Here is a 22,002-nt window from a genome sequence, read left to right on the forward strand (position 1 = left end):
GTCGGACTCTGCGTAGCGTTGACCAGGAGTGATGTGCTGACGGGTACGGGCTGTACACGCAATCGGTGCGCTTGTACGTGGTCTTGGGCGTGACCGGCTCCCGGACCCCGAAGTTGGCCGACCGGGCGGTTGTGCGAGAGGAGCTGTGGCGTGGACGACGAGGTTCAGCAGCCGGAGGAGTACGAGGTCGGGACGGGCATGCTGTGCGTGTTCGGACGGCAGTTGAAGCTGTTCCGGGAGCGGGCGGGCCTGGACCGCGCGAGGCTTGGGTCGCTGACCGGGTACTCGGCCTCGACGATCGCGTCGTTCGAGCAGGCAAGACGTATTCCGCCGCCCAAGTTCATCGACAGAGCCGATGAAGTGCTGGAGGCGTGTGGGGTGTTGAGTGCCAGCAAGGAGGAGGTGGCTCGGGCTCAGTATCCGGCGTTCTTCCGCGATGCGGCCAAGCTGGAGGCCGAGGCGGTTGAGCTTCATGCGTACGACACTCAGCTCGTCAATGGCCTCTTGCAGACGGAGGAATACGCGCGAGCGGTGTTTGCCATGTGGCAGCCACTGCTGGACGAAGCGGTCATCGAGCAGAGAGTTGCTGCACGACTGGCACGGCAGGAGATCTTCTCCCGACGCCCGGCGTCACATCTGAGCTTCGTGATCGAGGAGGCTGTCCTGCTACGGAAGCTCGGTGGAGAGGCCATCGGGCGAGGCCAGTTGGAGCACTTCATGCTGATGGCGGAGAAGCGCAACGTGGTGATCCAGGTGATGCCGTTGTCCCGCCAGGAACATGCGGGGCTGGCTGGAGCGTTCACCTTGATGGAGGCCAAGGATGGGCGCAGGATCGCGTACACGGAGGTACAAGGCGACAGCCGCGTGCACACAGAGCGTCACAAGGTGCGAGGGCTTGAGCGTATCTACGGGATCCTGCGCGCGCAGGCCCACACTCCGACAGAATCGCTGGCGTTGATCGAGAAGCTGCTGGGAGAGAGATGAGCGGGGAAACTGCGGGGCTGGACACCGACGCCCTGACATGGTTCAAGAGCAGTTACAGCGCTGGCGACGGAGGCCAGTGCGTTGAGGTCGCGGCTGGGATAGGCACTTTCTACGTCCGCGACTCGAAGGACACAACCCGCGCCGCACTCGCCGTAGAACCCACGGCGTGGGCCGCGTTCGTCCAGTTCGCGGCGCTCTGACAGAGGTGGCACTGATGGCAGGGCCTTCGGTGGGAATGTGCTTGCCGAGGGCCCTGCGCATGTCCGCCTCCGCAGCGCCTTCAGCAGCCTTCGCGCCCTGCTCGCCGAGTGCCGCTCCGGCGCAGGCTGCCACGGCGATCAACGTTCGCCCAGAGACGGTCGGTTCGCGCCGGCGGTCGCCTTCCCGGGTGACGATCGACATCGTGAAGGGAGCCAGCCCGTACGTCACCGTCACTCACATAACGAGGTCTCAACGGAGCTGACACGTGCTGGCCCTTGGAGCGCGGAGCTACTGTAAGTTCTTGCCATGAAACAGGGTAAAGGGATCGAGAACCCCGAGTCGCGCTTCTCCGCGGTGCTGCTGGCGGCAGCAAAGCTTCCGGGTGTGCGTATCAACAGGGAGGCGTACCTCCGAAGTGCGCTGGCTCGCCACTGCTCCGAGGACGACATCCGAAGAGCGATAGAAGAGACCCCCGCTGCGGCGGGCATCCCTGTCGAGGTTCTCGACAAGGCGGCCAACGACTCCATCCGCTTCGAAACCGGCAAGGTCAGCGCTCTCTCCGCCGCTGCCGGGATACCCGGCATCTTCGCCCTTCCCGCCACTGTGCCCGCCGACGTGGCCCAGTACTTCGGCCACATGGTGCGTATCGCGCAGAAACTCGCGTACCTCTACAGCTGGCCCGATCTGTTCTCCGACGAGGGCGATGACGTCGATGACGCGACCATGGGGGTGCTCACGCTGTTCTTCGGCGTGATGTTCGGCACCCAGTCGGCGAACGCCGCCGTGGGGAAGGTCGCCGGGATGATGTCGAAGCAGGTCGCCAAGAAGCTGCCCCAGAAGGCACTCACCAAGGGTGTCGTCTACCCGATAGTGAAGAAGGTCGCGGCTTACCTCGGCGTCCAGATGACGAAGCAGTCCTTTGCGAAGAGCGTCTCGAAGGCCATCCCTGTCGTCGGGGCCGTCGTCTCTGGCGGGCTCACTTTTGCGACCTACCTTCCGATGGCCAAGAGGCTCAAGACGCACCTCTCCAGCCTGCCACTGGCGGAACCGTCGTACCGAGTGGTGGAGGGGGAAGTCGTGGACGGCGAAGTCGTGGAAGAGCACGAGACTTTCGTTGCAGCACACGCTGAACAACACGGCGCGGACACCACTGCCGTCGAGTTGGAGGAACCTCGCTCTTGACGCTGCGAGCGCCCTCCTGAACGCCGAAGGCGTGGCTTGAGGCGGCGGGCGTTCTCGTCGTCACCGCCGGGGACGGTGATCTGTCGGCATGAGGGCTCGCTAGTCACCCCGCCTCGCTGATCACCGCGACCCGCGAAAACCCGTCGGAGTACCGGACCCCCGCGGCGGGGCCAGGGGGGCGATCTCCCGGTCGAAGAAATCGTGGAATGCCTCACCACGCTCATACAGCGCATCGAACCCGGCGTTCGTTTCCTGGATCAGTGAGCCGTCCGTGTACCGCTTGGCTCCGTCAGCATTTCCGTCCTCGTCGTAAACGACCTCGTACATGACCGCATCGCCGAGAATCACTACTTCTGGAACCGGGCGGGTCCGCTCGATGTTCGAAATATCGCGAGCGTCGAGAACCTTGATGTCGTCGCCCAGGTCCACACGCACGCGCAGGACGAACAACTCCCACTGCACATACGGCGTGACAGGGAATTCCACCACCCGGAGGCGGCGATGCGTGACGCCCAGTTCCGACGCCCGCCGAATTTCCCGGGCGTAGTCTTCGCGCCTCTCGTCGGCCAGGGACAGGGCCCTCTCCCAGTCGCCGCCGGCGAAGGCCTCCCAGCTCGGGAAGCCGCGCTCCTTGAAGTGCTGGCCGCGCTCGAGCTTGTTGAGGAAGCCGATCCCGCTGGAGTAGATCCGGCCGAGGTCCGCGTGGTACGTGGGGCGGTCCAGGCGTTCGGAGACGCCGCCCGCGAAGGAGTCAAACACTGGGGATGTCCGGCTTCGCCGCGATGAGCATGTTCCTGGGGATGACCACGAGGCGTTCGTCCGACCCGATCGAGACCCCGTCGGGCAGGTTCCTGCCGAGTGACTGGGTGAGGTCCCGGCCGATGACGGCGATGTCGCCGTTGGCGAGTTCCCAGATGTCCGGGCAGTCAGGCGTTCCGGTGGTGTTTCCCAGTTCCTGGGGTGTTTTTCCCAGGCGTTGCTTGAAACTCGTGTCCGGATCCGCTTCCCATGGCCTGGCCATTTCCGCTGCCCCCTCGATCGGTCGGGATCCCTCACTGTAGCGTGCGACTCGCCTGCCCGACCATGTGTCAGGCCCGGTCCATGGGGGTATTGGCGAGGATTGATTCCTCCTTGTTCTCTGTCGCTCAGGGGTGGAATGATATTGATCGCAATGAAGATCACGCCAACGCCTGACGGGTGACATTTTCCATCTGTGCTGTCGGAAAATCGGGTGAACGGAGGGGCGGCTGTGGACGCAGAAGTGGCCTTGCTCGCACAGAGCGCGGGGACCACCTTGGTCGCGTTGATGGCGACCGATGCCTGGCACCATGTGCGTGACGGGATCACACAGCTCTGGCGCCGGACGCAACCCGAGCGCGCCGAGACCGTCGCCGCCGAGTTGGAGGCCGGTCGCGAGGACGTGCTGGCCGCCGCAGCCGCGGACGACCAGGAGACCCTGGACGAACTGCGGCTTCAGTGGCAGGGGATGGTACGGCGGCTGCTCGTCGCCCGGCCCGTCGCCGTCGAGGAACTGCGCGCCTTGCTGGACCGACTCGACCCCGGTGGCTCGGCCGCCCGGCAGATCACCCAGCACGCCACCGCGTCCGGTCAGGCCCGGGTCTACCAGGCGGGACGTGACCAGCACATCGCAGAGCGATGACGGGCGGGACGGACGGCCACGCCGAGGACCAGGGACGCGTCTACCAGGCGCGGGGCGACCAGCAAATCAGCGAGCACCACCACTACGGCGGTGGCGGGCCGGAGCGCGGTGGACCGGACTCGGTGCGACGCCCGGCGGTCGGTCGGTCCCCCGTCGCGCTGCGCGACCGCAGTGAGGTGATGGAACGACTGCGGGCGAGCCTTGAGGAGGAGCGCGGCGGCCAGGTCTACGTGCTGTACGGCATGGGCGGCTCGGGCAAGACGGCGGTCGCCTGTGCCCTCTTCCAGGAGGCCACCGGAGAACAGGGCCGGGTGGGCCTGTGGGTCAACGCTTCCGACCGTGCGAGCCTGCGCGCCGGCATGCTCGCCGTCGCCGCCGACCGGGGGGCGGGCGACGGCGAACTGCTCGCCGCACGCAACGGCCTCAGACCTGCCGCCGATCTCGCTTGGACGTATCTCGACCGTTCCGCCGAACCCTGGTTACTGGTCCTGGACAACACCGACGAGCCGGAGATCCTGCGGGACGGCGACTGGCTGCGCACCAGCCCGCGCGGCACCGTCCTGGTGACCACACGGCGCGCGGCGGCCCGGTGGTGGCCGGGCGCCGAACTGCAGTACATCGGCGTACTGCCACGGGAGGACGCCGCGCTCGTGCTGCGCGATCTCGCTCCGCACAGCGGTACGGCGGAGCAGGCGGCGCGGGTCGCGGACCGGCTCGGGCGGCTGCCCCTCGCCCTCACCCTGGCGGGCGGCTTCCTCTCCCGCCAGGTCATCGACCCCTGGACGATGGACGCTTACGGGGACCAGCTCGACGGAGACGAACGGGTCCAGCTGATCGACCGGGGAGCCGACGCGCTGTCCGAAGCGGACCCCCGGCGCCTGGTCGGCCTGACCTGGCAGCTGACCCTCGACGCGTTCGAGGCGCGCGGACTGCCCGAAGCGACGGCCCTGCTCAGACTGCTGGCCCGGTTCGCCGCCGAGCCGCTGCCGCTGACTCTGCTCAACCACGCCGGCATCGGCGCCGTGCTGCCTCGTGCCCGAACCGAGACAGCCCTCAGAGCCCTCCTCGACCAATCACTGTCAGAACAGGTCGACGCCGCCGGCGCGCGCTGCGTACAGAGCCACGGCGTCCTGCTCGACAGCGTCTCGGCGGCGACCCCCACGGACCTGGTGCCCGCTCTCGACACGACAGCCGTCCGGCTGCTCGACGCTGCCGTGCCCGGCGTACCCGACGCGGGGCCGCACGATCCGCGACTGCGCCTGCTGGTACCTCACGCGCTGGCCCTGCTGAGGCACATCGGAGGGCCCTCCGCCGCCGACGCCCTGGCCGTCGCGACGCGTCTGTCGGTCGCCCTGCACCGGACCGGTGACTACCTCTCCGCCCAGGAGACCGCCCGCACCGCGGCGGACCTCGCCCAGCGGCACCTCGGCGCGGACCACCGTACGGTCCTCGCCGCCCGCTCCAGGGCGGGGCGGGCGCTGTTCCGGCTGGGCAGATACGCCGAAGCCGAAGCGGCGCTCCGCGCGGTCCGGGACGCCCAGGAGCGACTGTTCGGCGCCGACGACCCCGACACCACGGACAGCGGCTACGGGCTCCAGCTCGTGCTGGCGAACCTCGGCAGACGTGAGGAATCCGTCGCGCTGCTCCGCGACACCGTCGCCGGGCGGCGCTCGGCGCTGGGCCCCGCGCATCCGCTGACCCTGCGGGCCCGTGCCGGCCTGCTGGAGACGCTGCCCGCCGCCGACGTGGTCACCGAGGAAGGCGGCGCACTGCTCACGCTGCCGTCGGAATGCGATCGGCTCCTCGGCCCCGACCACACCGTGACACTCGGCGCCCGGCACAACCACGCGTGGGCGCTGTACCTCCTGGGCCGCTTCGACGAGGCCGACCGTGAGATCCGGCGGGTCGCCGAGACGTATGTGCGGCGCTTCGGGCCCGAGTACCCGCTCGTGCTCGCCGCCCGGCAACTCCTCTCCCGGACCCGGGCCGCGCTCGGACACGTGGAGGAGGGGATCGCGCTGATGGCCGACGTCGTCGAGCGGCGGGAACGCGGCCTGGGCCCCGAACACCCCTTCACGGTCGCGAGCCGGCACCTGCTGGACGCCTACCGGTCGGGGCGATGGCGGCCGTAGTGCTGACGACGGAACGGGAGCGGCCCGCACGGACGGTGCGCGAGGACATACGGCACGGGGCCGATGGGGGGTACCGATGTAGGGTGCTGTGCGCAGGCCGTACGGGTGACGTTCAGTGCGAGGGGGACGAAGAATGCAGACGACGCGAACCCGTCCAGCCTGACCCGGCCGACGCCGTGAGCGCCGTTCCCGTCCGGTCATCGCGTGACCGGTTCCGTCCTCGCCACCGGCCAGGACAGCCGGTCCGCCGCACCGGTCATCCGTACCCCTGATCCCCGCCCCACCGCTCGGACCGGCCTCGGGCCCCGGCGGCGGACCCCGCACGACACCAAGTACGAGCAGCAGCACCGACCACCGTCAGGGAGAGCGAGACCCGCAATGGCCCAGCCGCCCCTCCTCCGCGATGTCATCGACATCAAGGAGTCCATCTCCACCTCGGACTTCGTGCTGTCCCTCGCCGAGGCGACGACGCCCGAGGGCGCCCAGCACGCGCTCAAGGACTACGTCGTCACCGAGCGGCTGCTGGAGAACTTCGACGAGGCGCTGGCGCTCATCAAGTCCTCGCTCGACGGGCACCGCTCCAAGGCGGCCTATCTCCACGGCTCGTTCGGTTCCGGTAAGTCGCACTTCATGGCCGTGCTGTACGCGCTGCTCAGCGGCGACCCGGCGGCCCGCTCCCGCACCGAGTTCGACCCGGTGCTGACCAAGCACGAGTGGCTGACCACGGACGGTAAGAAGTTCCTGCTCGTGCCGTACCACATGCTCGGCGCGAAGGCCCTGGAACAGCGGGTGCTCGGCGGGTACGTGCACCACGTCAAGAAGCTGCATCCGGAGGCGCCGACCCCGCAGGTGTACCGGACCGACTCCCTCTTCGCCGACATCCGCGCGCTGCGCGCCAGCACGGGCGACGAGGCGGTCATCCGCGGCCTGGGCGGCAGCGACGCGGACGACGGGGAGGAGGACGAGTGGGGCGAGGGCTTCGCCTGGACTCCGCAGCTCCTGGACACCGCGCTCGCCGCCGAGGAGAACCACGAGGCGGGCGTCCCGCTCAACCTCACCAACCCCTCCACCCCGGCCGAACTGCGCGCCAAGCTCGTCAACGACGCCGGCACCAACCTCCTCCCCGGCTTCACCAGGAACGCCGCCGAGGACGAGCACGGCTTCATCTCCCTGGACGCCGGTCTGTCCGTCATCGCCGAGCACGCCAAGTCGCTCGGCTACGACGGCCTGATCCTGTTCATGGACGAGCTGATCCTGTGGCTGGCCACCCTCATCCACGACCAGAAGTTCGTGGCACGCGAGGCCAGCAAGATCACGAACTTCGTGGAGGGCGGCGACGCCCGCCGCGCCATCCCCGTCGTGTCGTTCATCGCCCGCCAGCGCGACCTGCGCGAGCTGGTCGGCGAGGAGGTGTCCGGCGCGGCCGAGTCGTCCATCCAGGACACCCTGAACCTGGCCTCCGGCCGCTTCGACAAGATCACCCTGGAGGACCGCAACCTCCCGCAGATCGCCCACGCCCGCCTCCTCAAGCCCAAGGACACCGAGGCGGCCCAGCAGGTCGACGCCGCCTTCGAGCAGACCAAGCGGGTGGGCCCGCAGGTCTGGGACACCCTGCTCGGCTCGGAGAAGGGCACCACCGGCGCGGACGCGGAGTCGTTCCGGCTGACGTACCCGTTCTCGCCGGCGTTCATGGACACCCTCGTCCACATCTCGTCCGCGCTGCAGCGCTCCCGCACCGGTCTGAAGCTGATGGGCGAACTCCTCGCCGACCACCGCGACGAGATCCGCCTCGGCCAGCTCGTCCCCGTCGGCGACCTCTACCCGGTGATCGCGAAGGGCGGCGACAAGCCGTTCACCGACAGCCTGAAGGTTGTCTTCGAGGCCGCCGACAAGCTCTACAAGACCAAGCTGCGGCCCTACCTGCTCAGCTCGTACGACATCACCGAGGACGACGTCGAGCAGTACCGCAACCGGCCCGAGTCCCTCACCGACCCGAAGCGGCTCAACGGCTGCCGGATGTTCGCCGGCGACAACCGGCTCGTGTGCACCCTGCTGCTGTCCGCGCTCGCGCCCAGCGTGCCCGCGCTGTCCGAACTGACCATCCGGCGGCTCGGGGCGCTCAACCACGGGTCGGTCCTCGCTCCCATCCCAGGGGCCGAGGTCGGCATCATCAAGAACAAGGTCGCCGAGTGGGCGGCCAGGTTCCCCGAGATCAAGGAGACCGGCACCGACGCCAACCCCGGCGTCCGCCTCGAACTCTCCGGCGTCGACGTGGACTCCGTCATCGCCAACGCCCAGGTCAACGACAACCCCGGCAACCGGGTCGCGCTCGCCCGCCGCCTGCTGTCCGAGGAACTAGGCGTCGAGCACGGCCAGTTGAGCGACCAGCTCAATTTCACCTGGCGCGGCACCGCCCGCACCGCCGAGATCGTCTTCGGGAACGTCGCCGACGAGGACGAGCTGCCCGACCACGACCTGATGCCGCAGGAGGAGGGCCGCTGGCGGATCGCCATAGACCTCCCCTTCGACGAGGGCGAGTGGGGCCCGGTCGAGGACGTCAACCGCATCCAGCGGCTGCGCGAGCGCCAGCAGGGTGAGCGGTCCCGCACTGTCGCCTGGCTGCCCGCGCACCTGTCCGCGCAGCGCTTCCAGGACTTCCGGCGCCTCGTCGTCATCGACAAGGCCCTCGCCGACGAGCACCGCTTCGACACCCAGTACGCCGGCCACCTCAACGCCGACAACCGCAGCCGCGCCAAGGGCCTCCTCGAAACCCAGCGTGAGGCGCTGCTCAAGCAGGTCAAGGGCGCCTTCAAGCAGGCGTACGGACTCGCCCAGAAGCAGGCCGCCGACGTCGTGCCCGACTTCGACGACCACCTCGTCGCGCTGCCCGACGTCGACGGGCTCACCCTGTCCTTCGGGCAGAGCCTGCGCGACGGCATCCGGCACGTCGCGGGGAAGCTGCTCGTCCACCAGTACCAGGCCCACCCCGACCTCGACCCCGACGCCACCGGCATCGCCGTCAGGCCCGCCGACACCAAAAAGGTGTTCACACACGTCCGGGCCGCCGCCGAGGCGCGCGACGGGCGGGTGGAGGTCCCGGCCGCCGACCGCAAGCTCATGCAGCGCATCGCCGGACCGCTGCGCCTCGGGCAGCAGAAGGAGGCGTACTTCGAGCTGTCCCGCTACTGGCCCGACCACTTCCGGCAGCTCGCCCGCTCCCAGGGCGTCACCGGGGACCTGTCCCTGATCACGCTCACCGACTGGACCGACCAGCCCGACCCGCGTGGCCTGCCCGACTTCCTCGCCCGGCTCATCGTCGCCGCCTTCGCCGAGATGGACGACCGGGTGTGGGTGCGCGGCGGAACCGTCCTCGACCCCGCGCCCGAACTGTCCGTGATCAAGGACCACGACGCGCTGCGCAGCCAGCCGCTGCCCGCCGAGACCGACTGGGACACCGCACGGCAGCGCTTCGAAACGATCTTCGGGGCGAAGCCGCCCGCGTTGCGGCGCGGCCGGATGGTCAACCAGTTCGCCCGCCAGATCATCGAGGCCGCCCACGCCTACCGGGACCACGCGGCCGACCTGGTGCACCAGTTGGAGGCCCACGCCTCCTTCCTCGGCCTCGACCAGACCGCCGAAACCGGACGGCTGGCCCTCGCCCGCCGTTCCCTGGAACTGCTGGACGCGCTCAAGGCAGAGGCCGGCAAGGGCGCGGCCGGGGCGAAGAAGACCGTGGAGGCCCTCGCCTCGTTCGACTTGGGCGAGACCAGCGCAGACCGGTACGGCACCTCCATCAAGAAGGCCCGCGCGGTCGCGGAGGCCGTCGCCTCCGCGCCCTGGAGCACCCTGGAGCTCGCCGCCGGACTCGGCCCCGAGGGTGAAGCGCTGCTCGACTCGCTGCGCAACGTGGCCCGCGACGACCAGCGCACCACCGATCTGCGCGACACGCTCGCCCGCACCCAGCGCGAGGTCGTGGCCCTGATCAAGCGCACCCAGGCCGCCGCCACCCCACCGCCCGCACCCGTCACGCCACAGGACCGGGCCGACGACCTGCCTCTGAACACCCCGTCCAGCGACCCCCGGCTCTCCTACACCCAGCCTCAGGAGACGCCCTCTCCGGCGAGCGGCGGCGGTACGGCGCGGAAGTCCGGACGCCGCAGTACGACGGTGTCCCAAGCTGCCGCCGACCTCGGGGCGGAGCTGGCCGACCTGGCCGCCCGCCACCCCGACGCGACCATCGAGATCTCCTGGCAGGTCATCGAATGACGGACACCGCCACCGCCGCACCGGGTGCGGTGCGGCTGAACACCGCGACCGTCACCCAGTACCTGTCCTCCCAAACGCATCTGGCGGCCTCCCTGACGGGGGAGGAGGGGCGGCGCCGGGTCGTGCTGCTGCGGTCCGCACCCCAGTGGGACGGCCCCGCCGAACCCGTCTGGGGCGAGGGCCGCACGGCCGGCGTCGCGGTCGCGCCGTCGCCGCTCGCCGTCCACGAACTCGTCCTCGACCACCTGGCGGGCCGCCGTCCCGGCCCCGCCCTCCTGGTCGTCCTCACCGACCGGGAGCAGCACGAACTCGACCCGGCGATCCTCGCCCGCGTCCACAAGCTGCGCATCGACACGGTCGACAGCTGGGACGTCGTCCGCGAGGCGTTCGGCGCCCGGCAGATAGACCCCCGGCTCAAGGACGTCAACTGGGCCGCCGAGGCACTCCTCGACGCCACCCCGCCGACCCAGGGCGGCTGGCCGCCCGTCCCCGGCGGCTGGCTGTCCCGCCAGTACGCCCTCACTGCGCTCGCCCAGCGCCGCCTGCGTCTGGGCCGCTACGACACCGAGGACGGCACGCGCCGCCCCGGCGACGACCGGCTCGACGCCCAGGCCCTGCTGCACTGGTCGACCCGGCCCGGCGCCCCCGAACGGCTCCTCGCCCTGCGCGGCCCCGAACGCTCCGGACTGGCCGCCTTCGTCGGCGAGGAGGACCAGGCGGGCCTCGCCGGCCGCGCCCTGCTCGCCCTCGTCGACGCCGAACGCGGCGCGGACGCCGCCGCCTTCGGCCTGGTGTGCGCGGCCCTGTGGCAGCACGCCGAGCCCGCCCCTGAGACCTACCGGGCCCGGGGCCGCGCCGAACGCTACTTCGGCGACCAGCCCCCGGCGACCGGCGACCAGCTCGACATCCTGGTGACCGTCTTCGGGCGGGCCGCCGAGGAGTACGTGGCCACGCTGCTGGCGGCCGGACACCGCACCGGAGGTACCGACGCCGACCAGGCCCGCGAGGCACGCCGCACCACCGGCATCGTGCTCGACCGGGCGTCCGCGCTGGCCCGCCAGTTCGGCGCGGAGGAGGCCGTAGCGGCGAGCCCCGTCCTGCGCGGCGGACTCGAGGCCCGGTTCACCGCCGTCGGCCAAGCCCTCGCGGCGGGCGACACGGCCGCGGTGACGGACACCGTCCGCCGCCTGGAGGACCACCGGCTCGCCGCCGAGTCGGAAGAGTCCGCCCGTGTCGAACGCGCCCGCATGGGTCAGCGACTCGCCCGCTGGTTGGCCACCGACCCGCCCGCCGACGCCCACACCGTCGCCGATGCCATACAGCGGCACATGGCCGAGACCGGCTGGGCGGACCTCGCCCTGGAGCACATCGAGGCCGGCGGCGACCCGGACCCCGTCCTCAAGGCCGCCTACGACACCCTCGGCACGCGCGTCAGGGACCGACGGCGACAGATCGACGCGTCCTTCGCACGCTCCCTGGCCGCCTGGACGCAGGCCGGCACCCAGCCCGGCTCCATGCTCACCGTCGAGACCTTCCTCGACCGCGTGGTCGGCCCGGCCGTGCGGCGCGGGGAGGAACGGCGGGTGCTGCTGCTCGTGCTCGACGGCATGAGCGCGGCCATCGCGAACGAACTCGGGGAGGAACTGCGTCGCTCCTGGGCCGAGTTCGATCCGCTGCCCGAGGGCAATGCCCCGTACCGCCGGGCGATGGCCGCCGCCCTGCCCACGGTGACGGCCGTGTCCCGCACCTCACTCTTCGCGGGCACGCTGATGAAGGGCACCCAGGCCGACGAGAAGCGGCTCTTCCCCGCGCTGAAGCTGTGGGGCGGGGCCCGGGCCGCCGTGTTCCACAAGGACGACCTGCGCACCGAGACCGCGGGCGACACCTTCGGCCCGGCGCTCACGGAGGCGCTGGCCGACGGTAGGACCCACGTCGCCGTCGTCCTCAACGCCATCGACGACCGGCTCGCCAAGGAGCAGAAGCTCGGCGACGGCGCCTGGCGGATCGACGACGTGCCCGGCCTGCGCGACCTGCTGCGGGTGGCGGCCACCCAGGGCAGGGCGGTTGTCGTCACCAGCGACCACGGCCACGTCGTCGACCGGCACGGCACGAAGGTCGACACCGCCGCCGACCCCGCGTCCGCCCGTCACCGTCTGCCCGGCGACGGCCCACTCGCCGAACGGGAGATCGCCCTGTCCGGGCCGCGCGTGGTCTGGCCCGAACCCGGGGCATCCGTCATCGCCCTGTGGGACGCCGACTCCCGCTACACCGCCCTCAAGGCCGGCTACCACGGAGGTGCCTCCCTCGCCGAGGTCACCATCCCGGTGCTGGCCTTCCTGCCGTTCGGCGCGGAGCCGCCCAAGGGATGGCGGGAACTGGGCGACCAGCGGCCGGTCTGGTGGGCTCCGGAGGAGGCCGACAAGGCACCGCTGCCGGACGAGCACGCCGCTCGGCCGGTGACCGCAACGGCTTCCGCTCCCAAGAAGCCGACGGGCAAGGCCAGGAAGAACCAGGCGGAAGTCGCCCGGACGCACAACACGCTCTTCGACGTGGCGCTGACGGCCGGGGGAGACGACGCCCTCCTCACCCCGACCGTCGTCTCCCGCACCGAGACGCTGGTGACCACGCTGCTCGACTCGGAGACGTATCAGGCGCAGCTCGGCGGCCTGGCCCGCAAGCCGCAGCAGGAGCAGGTCCACAAGGCGCTCGCCGCACTGCTGGACGCGGGCGGCACCCTGCCCGTGACCGCGCTCGCCCAGCGCGCCGGCATGCCCGTCACCCGGGGCGACGGCTTCGCCGCCGTCCTGCGGCAACTCCTCAACTACGACGGCGTACAGGTCCTGGAGACCCTGCCGGACGGCCGCACGCTGCGGCTCCACGAGGCGCTGCTGCGCGAGCAGTTCGCCCTCGGAGCGGGCTGAGGACACGGCTCCGGGTGCCTCCAGAGCTCGTCTCGGAGACACCCGGAGTGCGGTCCGTCGTCAGACGGTGTTCTCGCCCGCGTAGGAGGTGAACGCGGCCCACTGCTCCCGGGGGAAGGCCAGCATCGCTTCCGCCTGCGCCTTCGAGTCCCGGACATGAACGGTGCCGGGCGCGATGGCGACCTCTACGCAGTCGCCGCCGCTGGTACCGCTGTAGCTGCTCTTGAACCACGAGAGGTCGTTGGGCTGGCCGGCATGCTGATCGGTGCTCATAGCTCCCCTGCAATGCGCTCGATGAGACGAGAGGACTCCTCAGTGTTGAGGGCCTGCGTCCGCAGCATCCCATGGCGCATCCAGAACTCACTCACCTCGTGCCGGTCAGACCTGACACTGACGATGTCCTGCACTTCCAGGTAGACGTACTGCCCGCGGTCGGTCGACTCCAACAGCACCATTGCACCGTTGAGCCCGCTGTGAGCACCGCGACCCGTCGGCATGATCTGCAGTGCGACATTGCGCATGGTCGAACACTTCAGCAGGTGCCTCAGTTGCCCGCGCATCACCTCCGGGCTGCCCACCACGCGACGGATCGCGGATTCCTCCACGATGAAGACAAAGACCATGGGTGGGCTCTTACGAGTCAGTAGTGCCTGACGGGCCAACCGAGCCGCCACACGTTGCTCGATCGTCTCTTCGTCCAACGGCGGGAAGTGTGCTCCGAGCAAGGCTTGCGCGTATTCCTCCGTCTGCAACAGCCCCGGAATCAGCATCGGATCGTAGGAGAAGCGGCTGACCGCCTCCGACTCCAGCAAGGCGAAGTCCTGGAAGAAAAGGGGCAACTTGGCCCGGTCCGCGTCCTCCTGGAGCACCCGCAACGCCCCGCCCGCCCCCAACACCCGTTCCGCCGCATCCGTGAACGCGGCCTTGGCCGGGCGCCGCCCCTGCTCGACCGAGCCAACCTGCTCCAACGAGTAGTCGATGGCCTCCGCGAGGGCCTGCTGGGTGAGCCCCGCCTGTTCGCGGAAGAGGCGGACCAGCTTGCCGTAGGCGCTCCACACCGCGGGATGTTCCTTGCCCGGTGCGCGCCGGCCCGTCGTCCGGCACTCGCGTTCGCCCTCCTTGCCCATCGCGCCCCCTGACTGCCGCAGTATCCCGTACCGTCCCCAACGACCCCGGCCGCCGTACAGTCCCGGCTCTGGACCCGTACAGATGCCGTACCGACCCGTACAACGGCCGTACCGCGTCGCCGGGTACGGCCGCCCGACCTGCCCGGATCGCCTGCGCGACGAGACGGTCACCGTATGAAGTCGATCGACGCAGTGACCGAGGTGCCCGCGCAGGTCCCGCAGTTCACCGCCCGTCTCAGCTCCACCGGACGCGGGGCGCGCCTCGCCCGCCGTCTCGCCGTGCAGCAACTCGCGGCCTGGGGAGTCCCGTACGACAGCGAGGCGTCCCACACCGTCGCCGTCGTCACGGCGGAACTGGCCGCCAACGCCGTCACCCACGGCCGGCTGCCGGGGCGGGACTTCAGGTTCTCCCTGTTGCGGCTCCCGGGGCACGTCCGTGTCGAGGTGACCGACGCGCGTCCCGAACGGCTGCCGCCGACAGCCCCCGCCGCCGGGGCCCGCTCACTCGAAACGGACTCGGGACGAGGGCTGCTCCTGGTGTCGGCATACGCCGAACGCTGGGGCTGCGAGGCGTGGGACGCCTGCACGAAGACGGTGTGGGCCGAGATCGCTTGCCGGTGAACACGCAGGGGCGGCCTGCGGAAAGCAGGCCGCCCCTGAAGGCGCTACACGCCGCGCTTCACGTGGTTGAGCACGTTCATCCCCGCGCTGAGGACGGCGATGAACGCGCCGCCGCTGCTCGTGAGAGTCGCCAACGGGCTGACATCAAACGCCATCGTCGTGACGGCAGTGCCGAGAGAGACCACGCCGGAGATGAGGGTGACGATGGTGATGTCACGCGCCGGGTGGTGGCACGCCTGATGGGTCGAGCTGGTCGACACCGTTCCTCCATTGACTTGTTGACTCGCTTGCGGGAAAAGGGCATGGGTCACCGAGGTGAGAGCCCCTCCCCGCGACGCGCAGACGAGCTCTACGGAGCCCGCAACCAGCCGGTTGCTGATCGAACTGCGCGCAATAAGTGAGTCAAAGAGTCCTCCGGGAAGGCGGATGTCGACCTGCCGAGCCCATCTTGCCGTCCAACGCCCCCGTCGCATAACTCACTTGAGGGGGATGGCTGAATGTCGTCGGTGCATTGTCCCGACTGTGACGTCAGTTTGAACGATGCCTCAGCCGCAGGGTGCTTGTAGGGCAGTTCCCGGCGCCGCACGGCAGCATTCAAGGCAAGGCTTCGGCACAGTCCGGCCCTGCTCTTTTTGGTCATGTGAGGCCGGGGAAAGCGAGGGGATCACTTCTTGGGCTTCTGGAGCTTGGCGGCAGGGATGCGTTTCTTGCCCATCTCGATGATCAGGCCGGCGGCCTTGAACGTGAGGTTGAGGGCGACAGTCTCGGGAACCTGCTGGCCGGGGCCGAGGTGTCCGGTGATGTAGTTGCCCATCCGGACATCCGGGTCCAGACGCTTGAGGACCATGTAGGCGATGGACTCGGCCTCGACCTCGTTGCGCGCATGGATCTTCAAGGCCTCCTCGTCCGAGAAGGGCCGCGAGTACCGGTCGGGCCAAGTTTCCCCGGGGTCTGCACCGAGGTGCCCGCAGAACAGGTGGCCGAGCTCGTGGGCGAGCGTGGCGTATCGGTCCAGCAGCGGCAGGTTCCGGTTGACCTCGATCTCGAACAACGTCGGGTACGTCTCCGGCGGGTCTCCACGCCTGCTGCCGGGACGCTTGACGGAACCACCGGACCTGCTGCGGTACGTGCGTCCGCAGGAGGAGGCTCCGTGGTCGACCAAGGTGAGCCGGATGCCCAGGGGCGCGAGGTTCACTTCGGTGTGATGCCAGACCTCGAGGACTTCCTTCTCTCCGGCTCGAGAGGACACCGACACCGGGGCGGTGATCCCCTTGGGCAGAGTCAGGGCTCCGGGCAGGGCTTCGGTGTCCCCGACGTCGTACACGAGCATGTAGGGCCCACGGGGCTGGAAAATCAACAGTGGCTTGGCGCCGGGCTTGAGCACCCGCCGGTACTTCAACTCCCACTCCGAGGAGGACAGGACGTAGCGTGCCCCCGGCTTCTGGATGTGGACCACCATCGCGTTGAACGGCGCGTACCGCTTGAACCGGCCGACGAACTCGAGCATCTGCAGATAGTCCGAGGAGGAGCGGTAGCGCTGGGCGCCGCGGACGAGGTCGTCGATCGATTCCTTGGCCATGTCTGCCTGGGAGACCTGGTCCTCCTCATACCAGGGCAGATCGAGCCCGTGCTGCACGCTCACCGGTTCCTCGTGCTCGAGGGGAATCTCACGTAGCCGCTTCCAGTCCGTGAGGTGTTTCCCGGCCCAGTCGGGCTCGACCATGTGCGCGAACGACAGCAGCCCGGTCACGTGGGCGTCCAACTCGGCCAGGTCCTTGAAGTCCTGGTGACGGCGATGCTGCTCGATACCGAACGACGCAGCCCCTCGCACGTGCTTGGTGATACGGCGCTTGTACTCGCGTGTCAGGCGAGGAGTGGGACCGTCGACGAGGATTCCCAGCACGCTGCGGCGTGCACCAGGACGGGCCACATAGGTCTTCTTCGCGTTGAGCTTCATGCCCAGTGGTTCCAGGGCCTCCTTCACGCCGGCCACGAGACGGTCGACGTCATCGTGGTGAACGAACCCACGGCTGGAGAAGTACATGTCATCGCTGTAGCGGGTGTAGCGCAGCCCTAAGGACTCAGCCTGGTAGGTGACGACCTCGTCGACGCCGCGCATGACGATGTTCGACAGGTACCCGCTCGTAGGAGCGCCCTGGGGCAGAAATCCCTCGCGGGTGTGCTGATAGACCAGGCTGGGCCGGCGAACGGAGAAGTGCTGCCCGGTGGCCTCCAGATACACACTGCGACGCCCGGTGCCACGGTTCGACCAGGTCTGGTTCGGCTCAGGCGGCGACACGGTGACCAGCCGGGCCGTGATGTACGTGTCCATGGTGTGGCCGACGCGACGCAGGCCGATCTTCCGGCGGCCGTTGTCGCCCTTCACGAGACCGACCTGGTACTCGCGCTCTGTCGGACGCCTCCAGGCGTCCTTCAGAGCGGCGTGGACGTGCCGTTCCCGGATACTCCCGAAAAAGTCGGCGATATCCAGGCGGATCACGGTGTGGGCTCGCAGATGGACGGCGGCACAGTCCACGACCGAGCGTCCACGTCGGTAGGCGAACGCTGCCGGGTGTGGCTGAAACCCGGCTGGAAGAGTCTCCAGACGGGCCAGGACTTCCTGCTGTATCTCGGACAACCGCGGGACCGGGGCGTGCAACGTCCTCAGCCCACCGCGGCGCTTGGGGATCTGGTGCTCGGTGTACGGGTGGATCGAGCCGCTGACCACCGCTTCGAGGAACTGCTCCGGGGTAAGGTCCGCAAAGTCGTCTGCCGTCGTCACCGAACCGCCTTGTCCCTGCTGGTGAGATGCAGCCGACGAGCCTCACCTTGAGTGGTTGTGGCTTCGCCACGACCACGGAGCGGGCGGTCCGCTGTATCCCTCCGCCACCCTGTGCAAGCACAGGGACCAGTCCCCGGCACACGGTGTGATCAGCACCGAGATGCCCTAGACCGGGGGCCCATCGCAAGGGATGGGTTCCTGAGACCCGCCGACTGCGTTGAGCCGGATCGTATTCTCCCTGCGAGTCGAACTCACAGGCAGGTCACCTGATGGCACATCGAACCACGGTGCCCCCACCGCCTGGCAGCACGACGACGGCTGTACGGCAACGCGCCCGGACTCACATGGTCACGAACCGGGCACCATGGCCCTTCGCCGAGGTACTGGTGCACAGGGAGATGGAACACTGGTCCCCGTGAGCACCACCGGATCCAAGCGCCCCGCCCAGGTCAGCGCGGCCCGCCGCCGTACCGTCATCGACGCCCTGCGCCGTGGGGCCGTGCCCGAGAGCGGGCTCGACCTGCTCGCCACCGGGCTCGACCGGTTCGAGGCGGCCCTCGACGCGGAACTGGACGCCGTCGCGTCCGGCGGGTCCGTGTTCAAGGCCGTGCGCGGTGAGTACGGGTCCGGCAAGACCTTCTTCACCCGCTGGCTGGGAGAGCGGGCCAAGCGCCGCAACTTCGCCGTGGCCGAGATCCAGGTCTCCGAGAACGAGACGCCGCTGCACAAGCTGGAGACGGTCTACCGGCGGCTCACCGAGCGCCTCACCACCTCCAGCTTCCCGCCCAGCGCCCTGCGGCCGGTGGTCGACGCCTGGTTCTACGCCCTGGAGGAGGACGCCCTCGCCGCCGGCGCGACCGAGGACGAGCTGCCCGGCGAGGTGGAGAAGCTGCTCACCGCGCGGCTCGCCGAGGTGTCCCGGCACGCCCCGTCCTTCGCCACCGCCCTGCGCGGCTACCGGGCTGCCCTCGCCGACGGCGACGAGGCGACCGCCGCGGCCGTGCTGGCATGGCTCGGCGGTCAGCCGCACGTGGCCGCCGCCGCCCGTCGGTCCGCCGGGGTGCGTGGCGACCTCGACCACTTCGGGGCGCTCGGCTTCCTGCAGGGCCTGCTCACCGTGCTGCGCGACTCCGGCCACACCGGGCTCTTCGTCGTCCTCGACGAGGTGGAGACGCTCCAGCGGGTCCGCTCCGACGCCCGCGACAAGGCGCTCAACGCGCTGCGGCAGCTCATCGACGAGGTGCACTCCGGCCGCTTCCCCGGCCTGTACCTCGTCATCACCGGCACACCCGCCTTCTATGACGGCCAGCAGGGCGTCCAGCGCCTGGCCCCGCTCGCCCAGCGGCTCGCCACCGACTTCACCACCGACCCGCGCTTCGACAACCCCCGCGCGGTGCAGATTCGACTGCCCGGCTTCACCCAGGAGTCCCTGGTCGGCCTCGGCGCCACCATCCGGGACCTGTACGCGGACGCCGCCACGGCACCCGAGCGCGTGCGGACGGTCGTCGACGACGCCTACGTCGCCGACCTCGCGCGGGCCGTCGGCGGAGCCCTGGGCGGGAAGGTAGGCGTGGCGCCCCGACTGTTCCTGAAGAAGCTCGTCGGGGACGTGCTCGACCGTGTGGACCAGTTCGACGACTTCGATCCTCGGCAGCACTACAAGCTGACCGTCGCGAGCAGCGAACTCACCGACGTGGAGCGGAACCTGGCCGCCACGGTCACCGGCGGATCCGCGTCGGCCGACGACATCGACCTGGAACTGTGATGGCGGACGTCGACAGCCCGGCCGAGGCGGAGCCGACCGGGGAAGGAGCCGACGTACTCGACCGGCTTGACCCCGTCATCCTGCACCACATCGTCAACACCCTCGGCTGGCCCGACCTGCGCCCCCTCCAACGGGCGGCGATCACGCCGCTCATGGACGGCGAGGACGCCGTCCTGCTGGCCCCGACGGCCGGCGGCAAGACAGAGGCGGCCTGCTTCCCCCTGCTGTCGGCCATGGCCGAGCAGAAGTGGACCGGCACCTCGGTGCTGTACCTGTGTCCGCTGAAGGCACTCCTCAATAACCTCGTCGTCCGCGTCGACGCGTACGCCCAGTGGCTGGGACGGCGGGCGGCGCTCTGGCACGGCGACACCAAGGAGTCGCAGCGGCAGCGCATCCGCACCGAATCGCCGGACATCCTGCTCACCACGCCCGAGTCGCTCGAGGCGATGCTGATCGGCGTCAAGACTGATCACGCCCGCCTGCTGGGGAGCGTACGGGCCGTCGTGGTCGACGAGGTGCACGCCTTCGCGGGCGACGACCGGGGCTGGCACCTGCTCGCCGTGCTCGAGCGGCTGGAACGGGTCACCGGCCGGCCCATCCAGCGGATCGGTCTCTCCGCAACCGTCGGCAACCCCGCCCACCTGCTGCACTGGCTGCAGGGCGCGGGCGCGGGGACCCGTACCGGGCAGTTCGTGGCCCCAGGGGTTCGGTTCCCGGCGTCCGACGGGGCGGGCGACGGCGACCCGACCGCCGCGGAGCAGACCTCCAGGCCGGCGGGTGACGTGGAACTGGACTACGTGGGGTCCCTGGAGAATGCCGCGAAACTCATCGCGGCGCTGCACCAAGGAGAGAAACGGCTCGTCTTCTGCGACTCGCGGGCGCAGGTCGAACAGCTGGGCGCGGCTCTGCGGGCCCGCGAGGTGACCGTGTTTCTCTCCCACGCCTCCCTCTCCGTCGACGAACGCAACCGTTCCGAGCAAGCCTTCGCCGAGGCCCGCGACTGCGTCATCGTCTCCACGTCCACCCTCGAACTCGGCATCGACGTCGGCGACCTGGACCGCGTCATCCAGATCGACTCACCCGCCTCCGTCGCCTCGTTCCTGCAGCGCATCGGCCGCACCGGCCGGCGTGCGGGCACGGTACGCAACTGCCTGTTCCTCACCACCCGCAAGGACTCGCTGCTGCAGGCGGCGGGCTTGCTGCTGTTGTGGTCGCGGGGGTGGGTGGAACCCGTCCTCCCGCCGCCCGAGCCGCGGCACCTCGTGGCCCAGCAGCTCCTCGCCGTCACCCTGCAACAGCACAAGCTGGGTGATCAGTTGTGGGACCGGCAATGGAACGGCCTCGCCCCCTTCGACCGGTCGGCGGCACCCATCCTGCGCCACCTCACCGAGGAGGGATTCCTCGACACCGACGGCGGCCTCCTGTTCGTCGGCCCGGAAGCGGAACGCCGCTTCGGCAAGCGGCACTTCATCGAACTCACCGCGTCCTTCACCGCACCGCCGCAGTTCACTGTTCTGTCCGGGCGCACGGAGATCGGCCGCACCGACCCGAGCATCCTCACCGAGGAACGGCCCGGCCCTCGCCGGCTGCTGCTCGGCGGACGCAGCTGGCAGGTCACGTACATCGACTGGCTGCGCAAACGCGTCTTCGTCGAACCCGCCGACGGCGGCGGCGTCGCCAAGTGGATGAACGGCGGCATCACCGGACTGTCCTACGCCCTGACGCGCGCCATGCGCGAGGTCCTGCTGGAGGCGGACCCTCCGGTGTCCCTCACCCGGCGCGCCGAGGCATGCCTGGCCGAACAGCGTGAGACCGACGCACCCGACACCGTGTATCCGGGCGGCACACTGATCACGCGCGTCGGCAGCGACGTCCGCTGGTGGACCTGGGCCGGCTACCGCGCCAACGCCACCCTCGCCGCCACCCTCCAGTCGGTCACCGACCCGCTGCAACGCCCCACCGACAGCTGGCTGCGCCTGCGCGAGGACCTCACCCCCGCCGACTGGCGTGCGGCCCGCGAGAACGTCGGTGAGAACCTCGTCCTGCCCGACGTCGACCCCCGCGCCGTACGCGGTCTGAAGTTCTCCGCCGCCCTCCCGGAACGCCTCGCCGTCGCCACGGTCGCGGCCCGCCTGGCCGACTTCGAGAGTGCCCGTGCGGTGCTGTCGGAACCCGTACGGCTCGTCGGGTCAAGCGGTTCCGCCTGAGAACGGAGAGACAGGTGTCCCGCAGAGCGTGAAGCAGACCTACGACACCACTCGGAGTCACCGGGAACGCACCATGCCGTCGGGCGAGTTGATGCCTCTTGGGCTTGAGCCGGCCGGGACCGACCTCCGTCGACCGGCGTACGGGCGCCGTTGA

At 69.8% G+C, this 22,002-nt stretch carries 16 protein-coding genes; 10 read left to right on the forward strand and 6 right to left on the reverse strand.

Going from position 1 to position 22,002, the window contains the following annotated elements:
- Window positions 1-150 precede the first annotated feature (150 nt).
- The 3 genes from OHB56_RS35830 (at window position 151) to OHB56_RS35840 (ending at window position 2,367) form a co-directional block, all read left to right on the forward strand.
- Complete coding sequence (locus OHB56_RS35830; protein ID WP_406357948.1) at window positions 151-984, forward strand: helix-turn-helix domain-containing protein; 834 nt, start codon at window positions 151-153, stop codon at window positions 982-984.
- Window positions 981-1,184: a DUF397 domain-containing protein gene (locus OHB56_RS35835; RefSeq protein WP_406357949.1), complete on the forward strand. Its 204-nt coding sequence runs from the start codon at window positions 981-983 to the stop codon at window positions 1,182-1,184. Before OHB56_RS35830 ends, OHB56_RS35835 begins: the two co-directional genes overlap by 4 nt.
- Window positions 1,185-1,491: 307 nt before the next feature.
- On the forward strand, window positions 1,492-2,367 hold the full coding sequence (locus tag OHB56_RS35840; RefSeq protein WP_406357951.1) for a hypothetical protein: 876 nt from the start codon (window positions 1,492-1,494) through the stop codon (window positions 2,365-2,367).
- A gap of 120 nt (window positions 2,368-2,487) precedes the next feature.
- Here the strand turns inward: OHB56_RS35840 and OHB56_RS35845 are convergent, their stop codons facing one another.
- Both OHB56_RS35845 and OHB56_RS35850 read right to left on the reverse strand, forming a co-directional pair.
- Window positions 2,488-3,126, reverse strand: coding sequence for a DUF6879 family protein (locus OHB56_RS35845; protein ID WP_406357953.1), 639 nt, complete (start codon window positions 3,124-3,126; stop codon window positions 2,488-2,490).
- Window positions 3,119-3,388, reverse strand: a complete 270-nt coding sequence (locus tag OHB56_RS35850; protein WP_351697649.1) for a hypothetical protein — start codon at window positions 3,386-3,388, stop codon at window positions 3,119-3,121. Before OHB56_RS35850 ends, OHB56_RS35845 begins: the two co-directional genes overlap by 8 nt.
- 228 nt (window positions 3,389-3,616) lie before the next feature.
- Here OHB56_RS35850 and OHB56_RS35855 point away from each other — a divergent pair, with 228 nt between their 5' ends.
- From OHB56_RS35855 to pglZ, 4 genes are all read left to right on the forward strand, one after another.
- Window positions 3,617-4,027, forward strand: coding sequence for a hypothetical protein (locus OHB56_RS35855; protein WP_406357955.1), 411 nt, complete (start codon window positions 3,617-3,619; stop codon window positions 4,025-4,027).
- Complete coding sequence (locus OHB56_RS35860; protein WP_406357957.1) at window positions 4,024-6,159, forward strand: tetratricopeptide repeat protein; 2,136 nt, start codon at window positions 4,024-4,026, stop codon at window positions 6,157-6,159. The genes OHB56_RS35855 and OHB56_RS35860 overlap by 4 nt, the downstream gene beginning before the upstream one ends.
- 378 nt (window positions 6,160-6,537) lie before the next feature.
- On the forward strand, window positions 6,538-10,425 hold the full coding sequence (locus OHB56_RS35865; protein WP_406357959.1) for a phage resistance protein: 3,888 nt from the start codon (window positions 6,538-6,540) through the stop codon (window positions 10,423-10,425).
- Window positions 10,422-13,346 (forward strand): BREX-2 system phosphatase PglZ, encoded by a 2,925-nt coding sequence (pglZ, locus tag OHB56_RS35870; protein WP_406357961.1) that lies wholly within the window; start codon window positions 10,422-10,424, stop codon window positions 13,344-13,346. The genes OHB56_RS35865 and pglZ overlap by 4 nt, the downstream gene beginning before the upstream one ends.
- 60 nt (window positions 13,347-13,406) lie before the next feature.
- Here pglZ and OHB56_RS35875 read toward each other — a convergent pair whose 3' ends face one another.
- Window positions 13,407-13,619, reverse strand: a complete 213-nt coding sequence (locus OHB56_RS35875) for a DUF397 domain-containing protein (RefSeq protein WP_406357963.1) — start codon at window positions 13,617-13,619, stop codon at window positions 13,407-13,409.
- Complete coding sequence (locus OHB56_RS35880) at window positions 13,616-14,473, reverse strand: helix-turn-helix domain-containing protein (protein WP_406357965.1); 858 nt, start codon at window positions 14,471-14,473, stop codon at window positions 13,616-13,618. Before OHB56_RS35880 ends, OHB56_RS35875 begins: the two co-directional genes overlap by 4 nt.
- Before the next feature lie 174 nt (window positions 14,474-14,647).
- Between OHB56_RS35880 and OHB56_RS35885 the strand changes: the two genes are divergently transcribed.
- A complete protein-coding gene (locus OHB56_RS35885; RefSeq protein WP_406357966.1) occupies window positions 14,648-15,094 on the forward strand; it encodes an ATP-binding protein in 447 nt (148 codons plus the stop codon).
- A 44-nt stretch (window positions 15,095-15,138) separates the two neighbouring features.
- Here the strand turns inward: OHB56_RS35885 and OHB56_RS35890 are convergent, their stop codons facing one another.
- Both OHB56_RS35890 and OHB56_RS35895 read right to left on the reverse strand, forming a co-directional pair.
- The gene (locus tag OHB56_RS35890; protein WP_406357968.1) at window positions 15,139-15,354 is read right to left on the reverse strand and encodes a hypothetical protein; all 216 of its coding nucleotides are present in this window, start codon (window positions 15,352-15,354) and stop codon (window positions 15,139-15,141) included.
- Between the two features lie 404 nt (window positions 15,355-15,758).
- Window positions 15,759-17,876, reverse strand: coding sequence for an RNA-directed DNA polymerase (locus tag OHB56_RS35895; RefSeq protein ID WP_406357970.1), 2,118 nt, complete (start codon window positions 17,874-17,876; stop codon window positions 15,759-15,761).
- 415 nt (window positions 17,877-18,291) lie between these two features.
- On the opposite strand from OHB56_RS35895, the gene brxD reads away from it, so the two are divergent.
- Both brxD and OHB56_RS35905 read left to right on the forward strand, forming a co-directional pair.
- Window positions 18,292-19,641 (forward strand): BREX system ATP-binding protein BrxD, encoded by a 1,350-nt coding sequence (gene brxD / locus OHB56_RS35900; protein WP_406357972.1) that lies wholly within the window; start codon window positions 18,292-18,294, stop codon window positions 19,639-19,641.
- On the forward strand, window positions 19,641-21,848 hold the full coding sequence (locus OHB56_RS35905) for a DEAD/DEAH box helicase (RefSeq protein ID WP_406357974.1): 2,208 nt from the start codon (window positions 19,641-19,643) through the stop codon (window positions 21,846-21,848). Before brxD ends, OHB56_RS35905 begins: the two co-directional genes overlap by 1 nt.
- Window positions 21,849-22,002 lie beyond the last annotated feature (154 nt).

The organism is Streptomyces sp. NBC_01635, assembly GCF_045209715.1.
GTDB lineage: Bacteria > Actinomycetota > Actinomycetes > Streptomycetales > Streptomycetaceae > Streptomyces > Streptomyces hirsutus.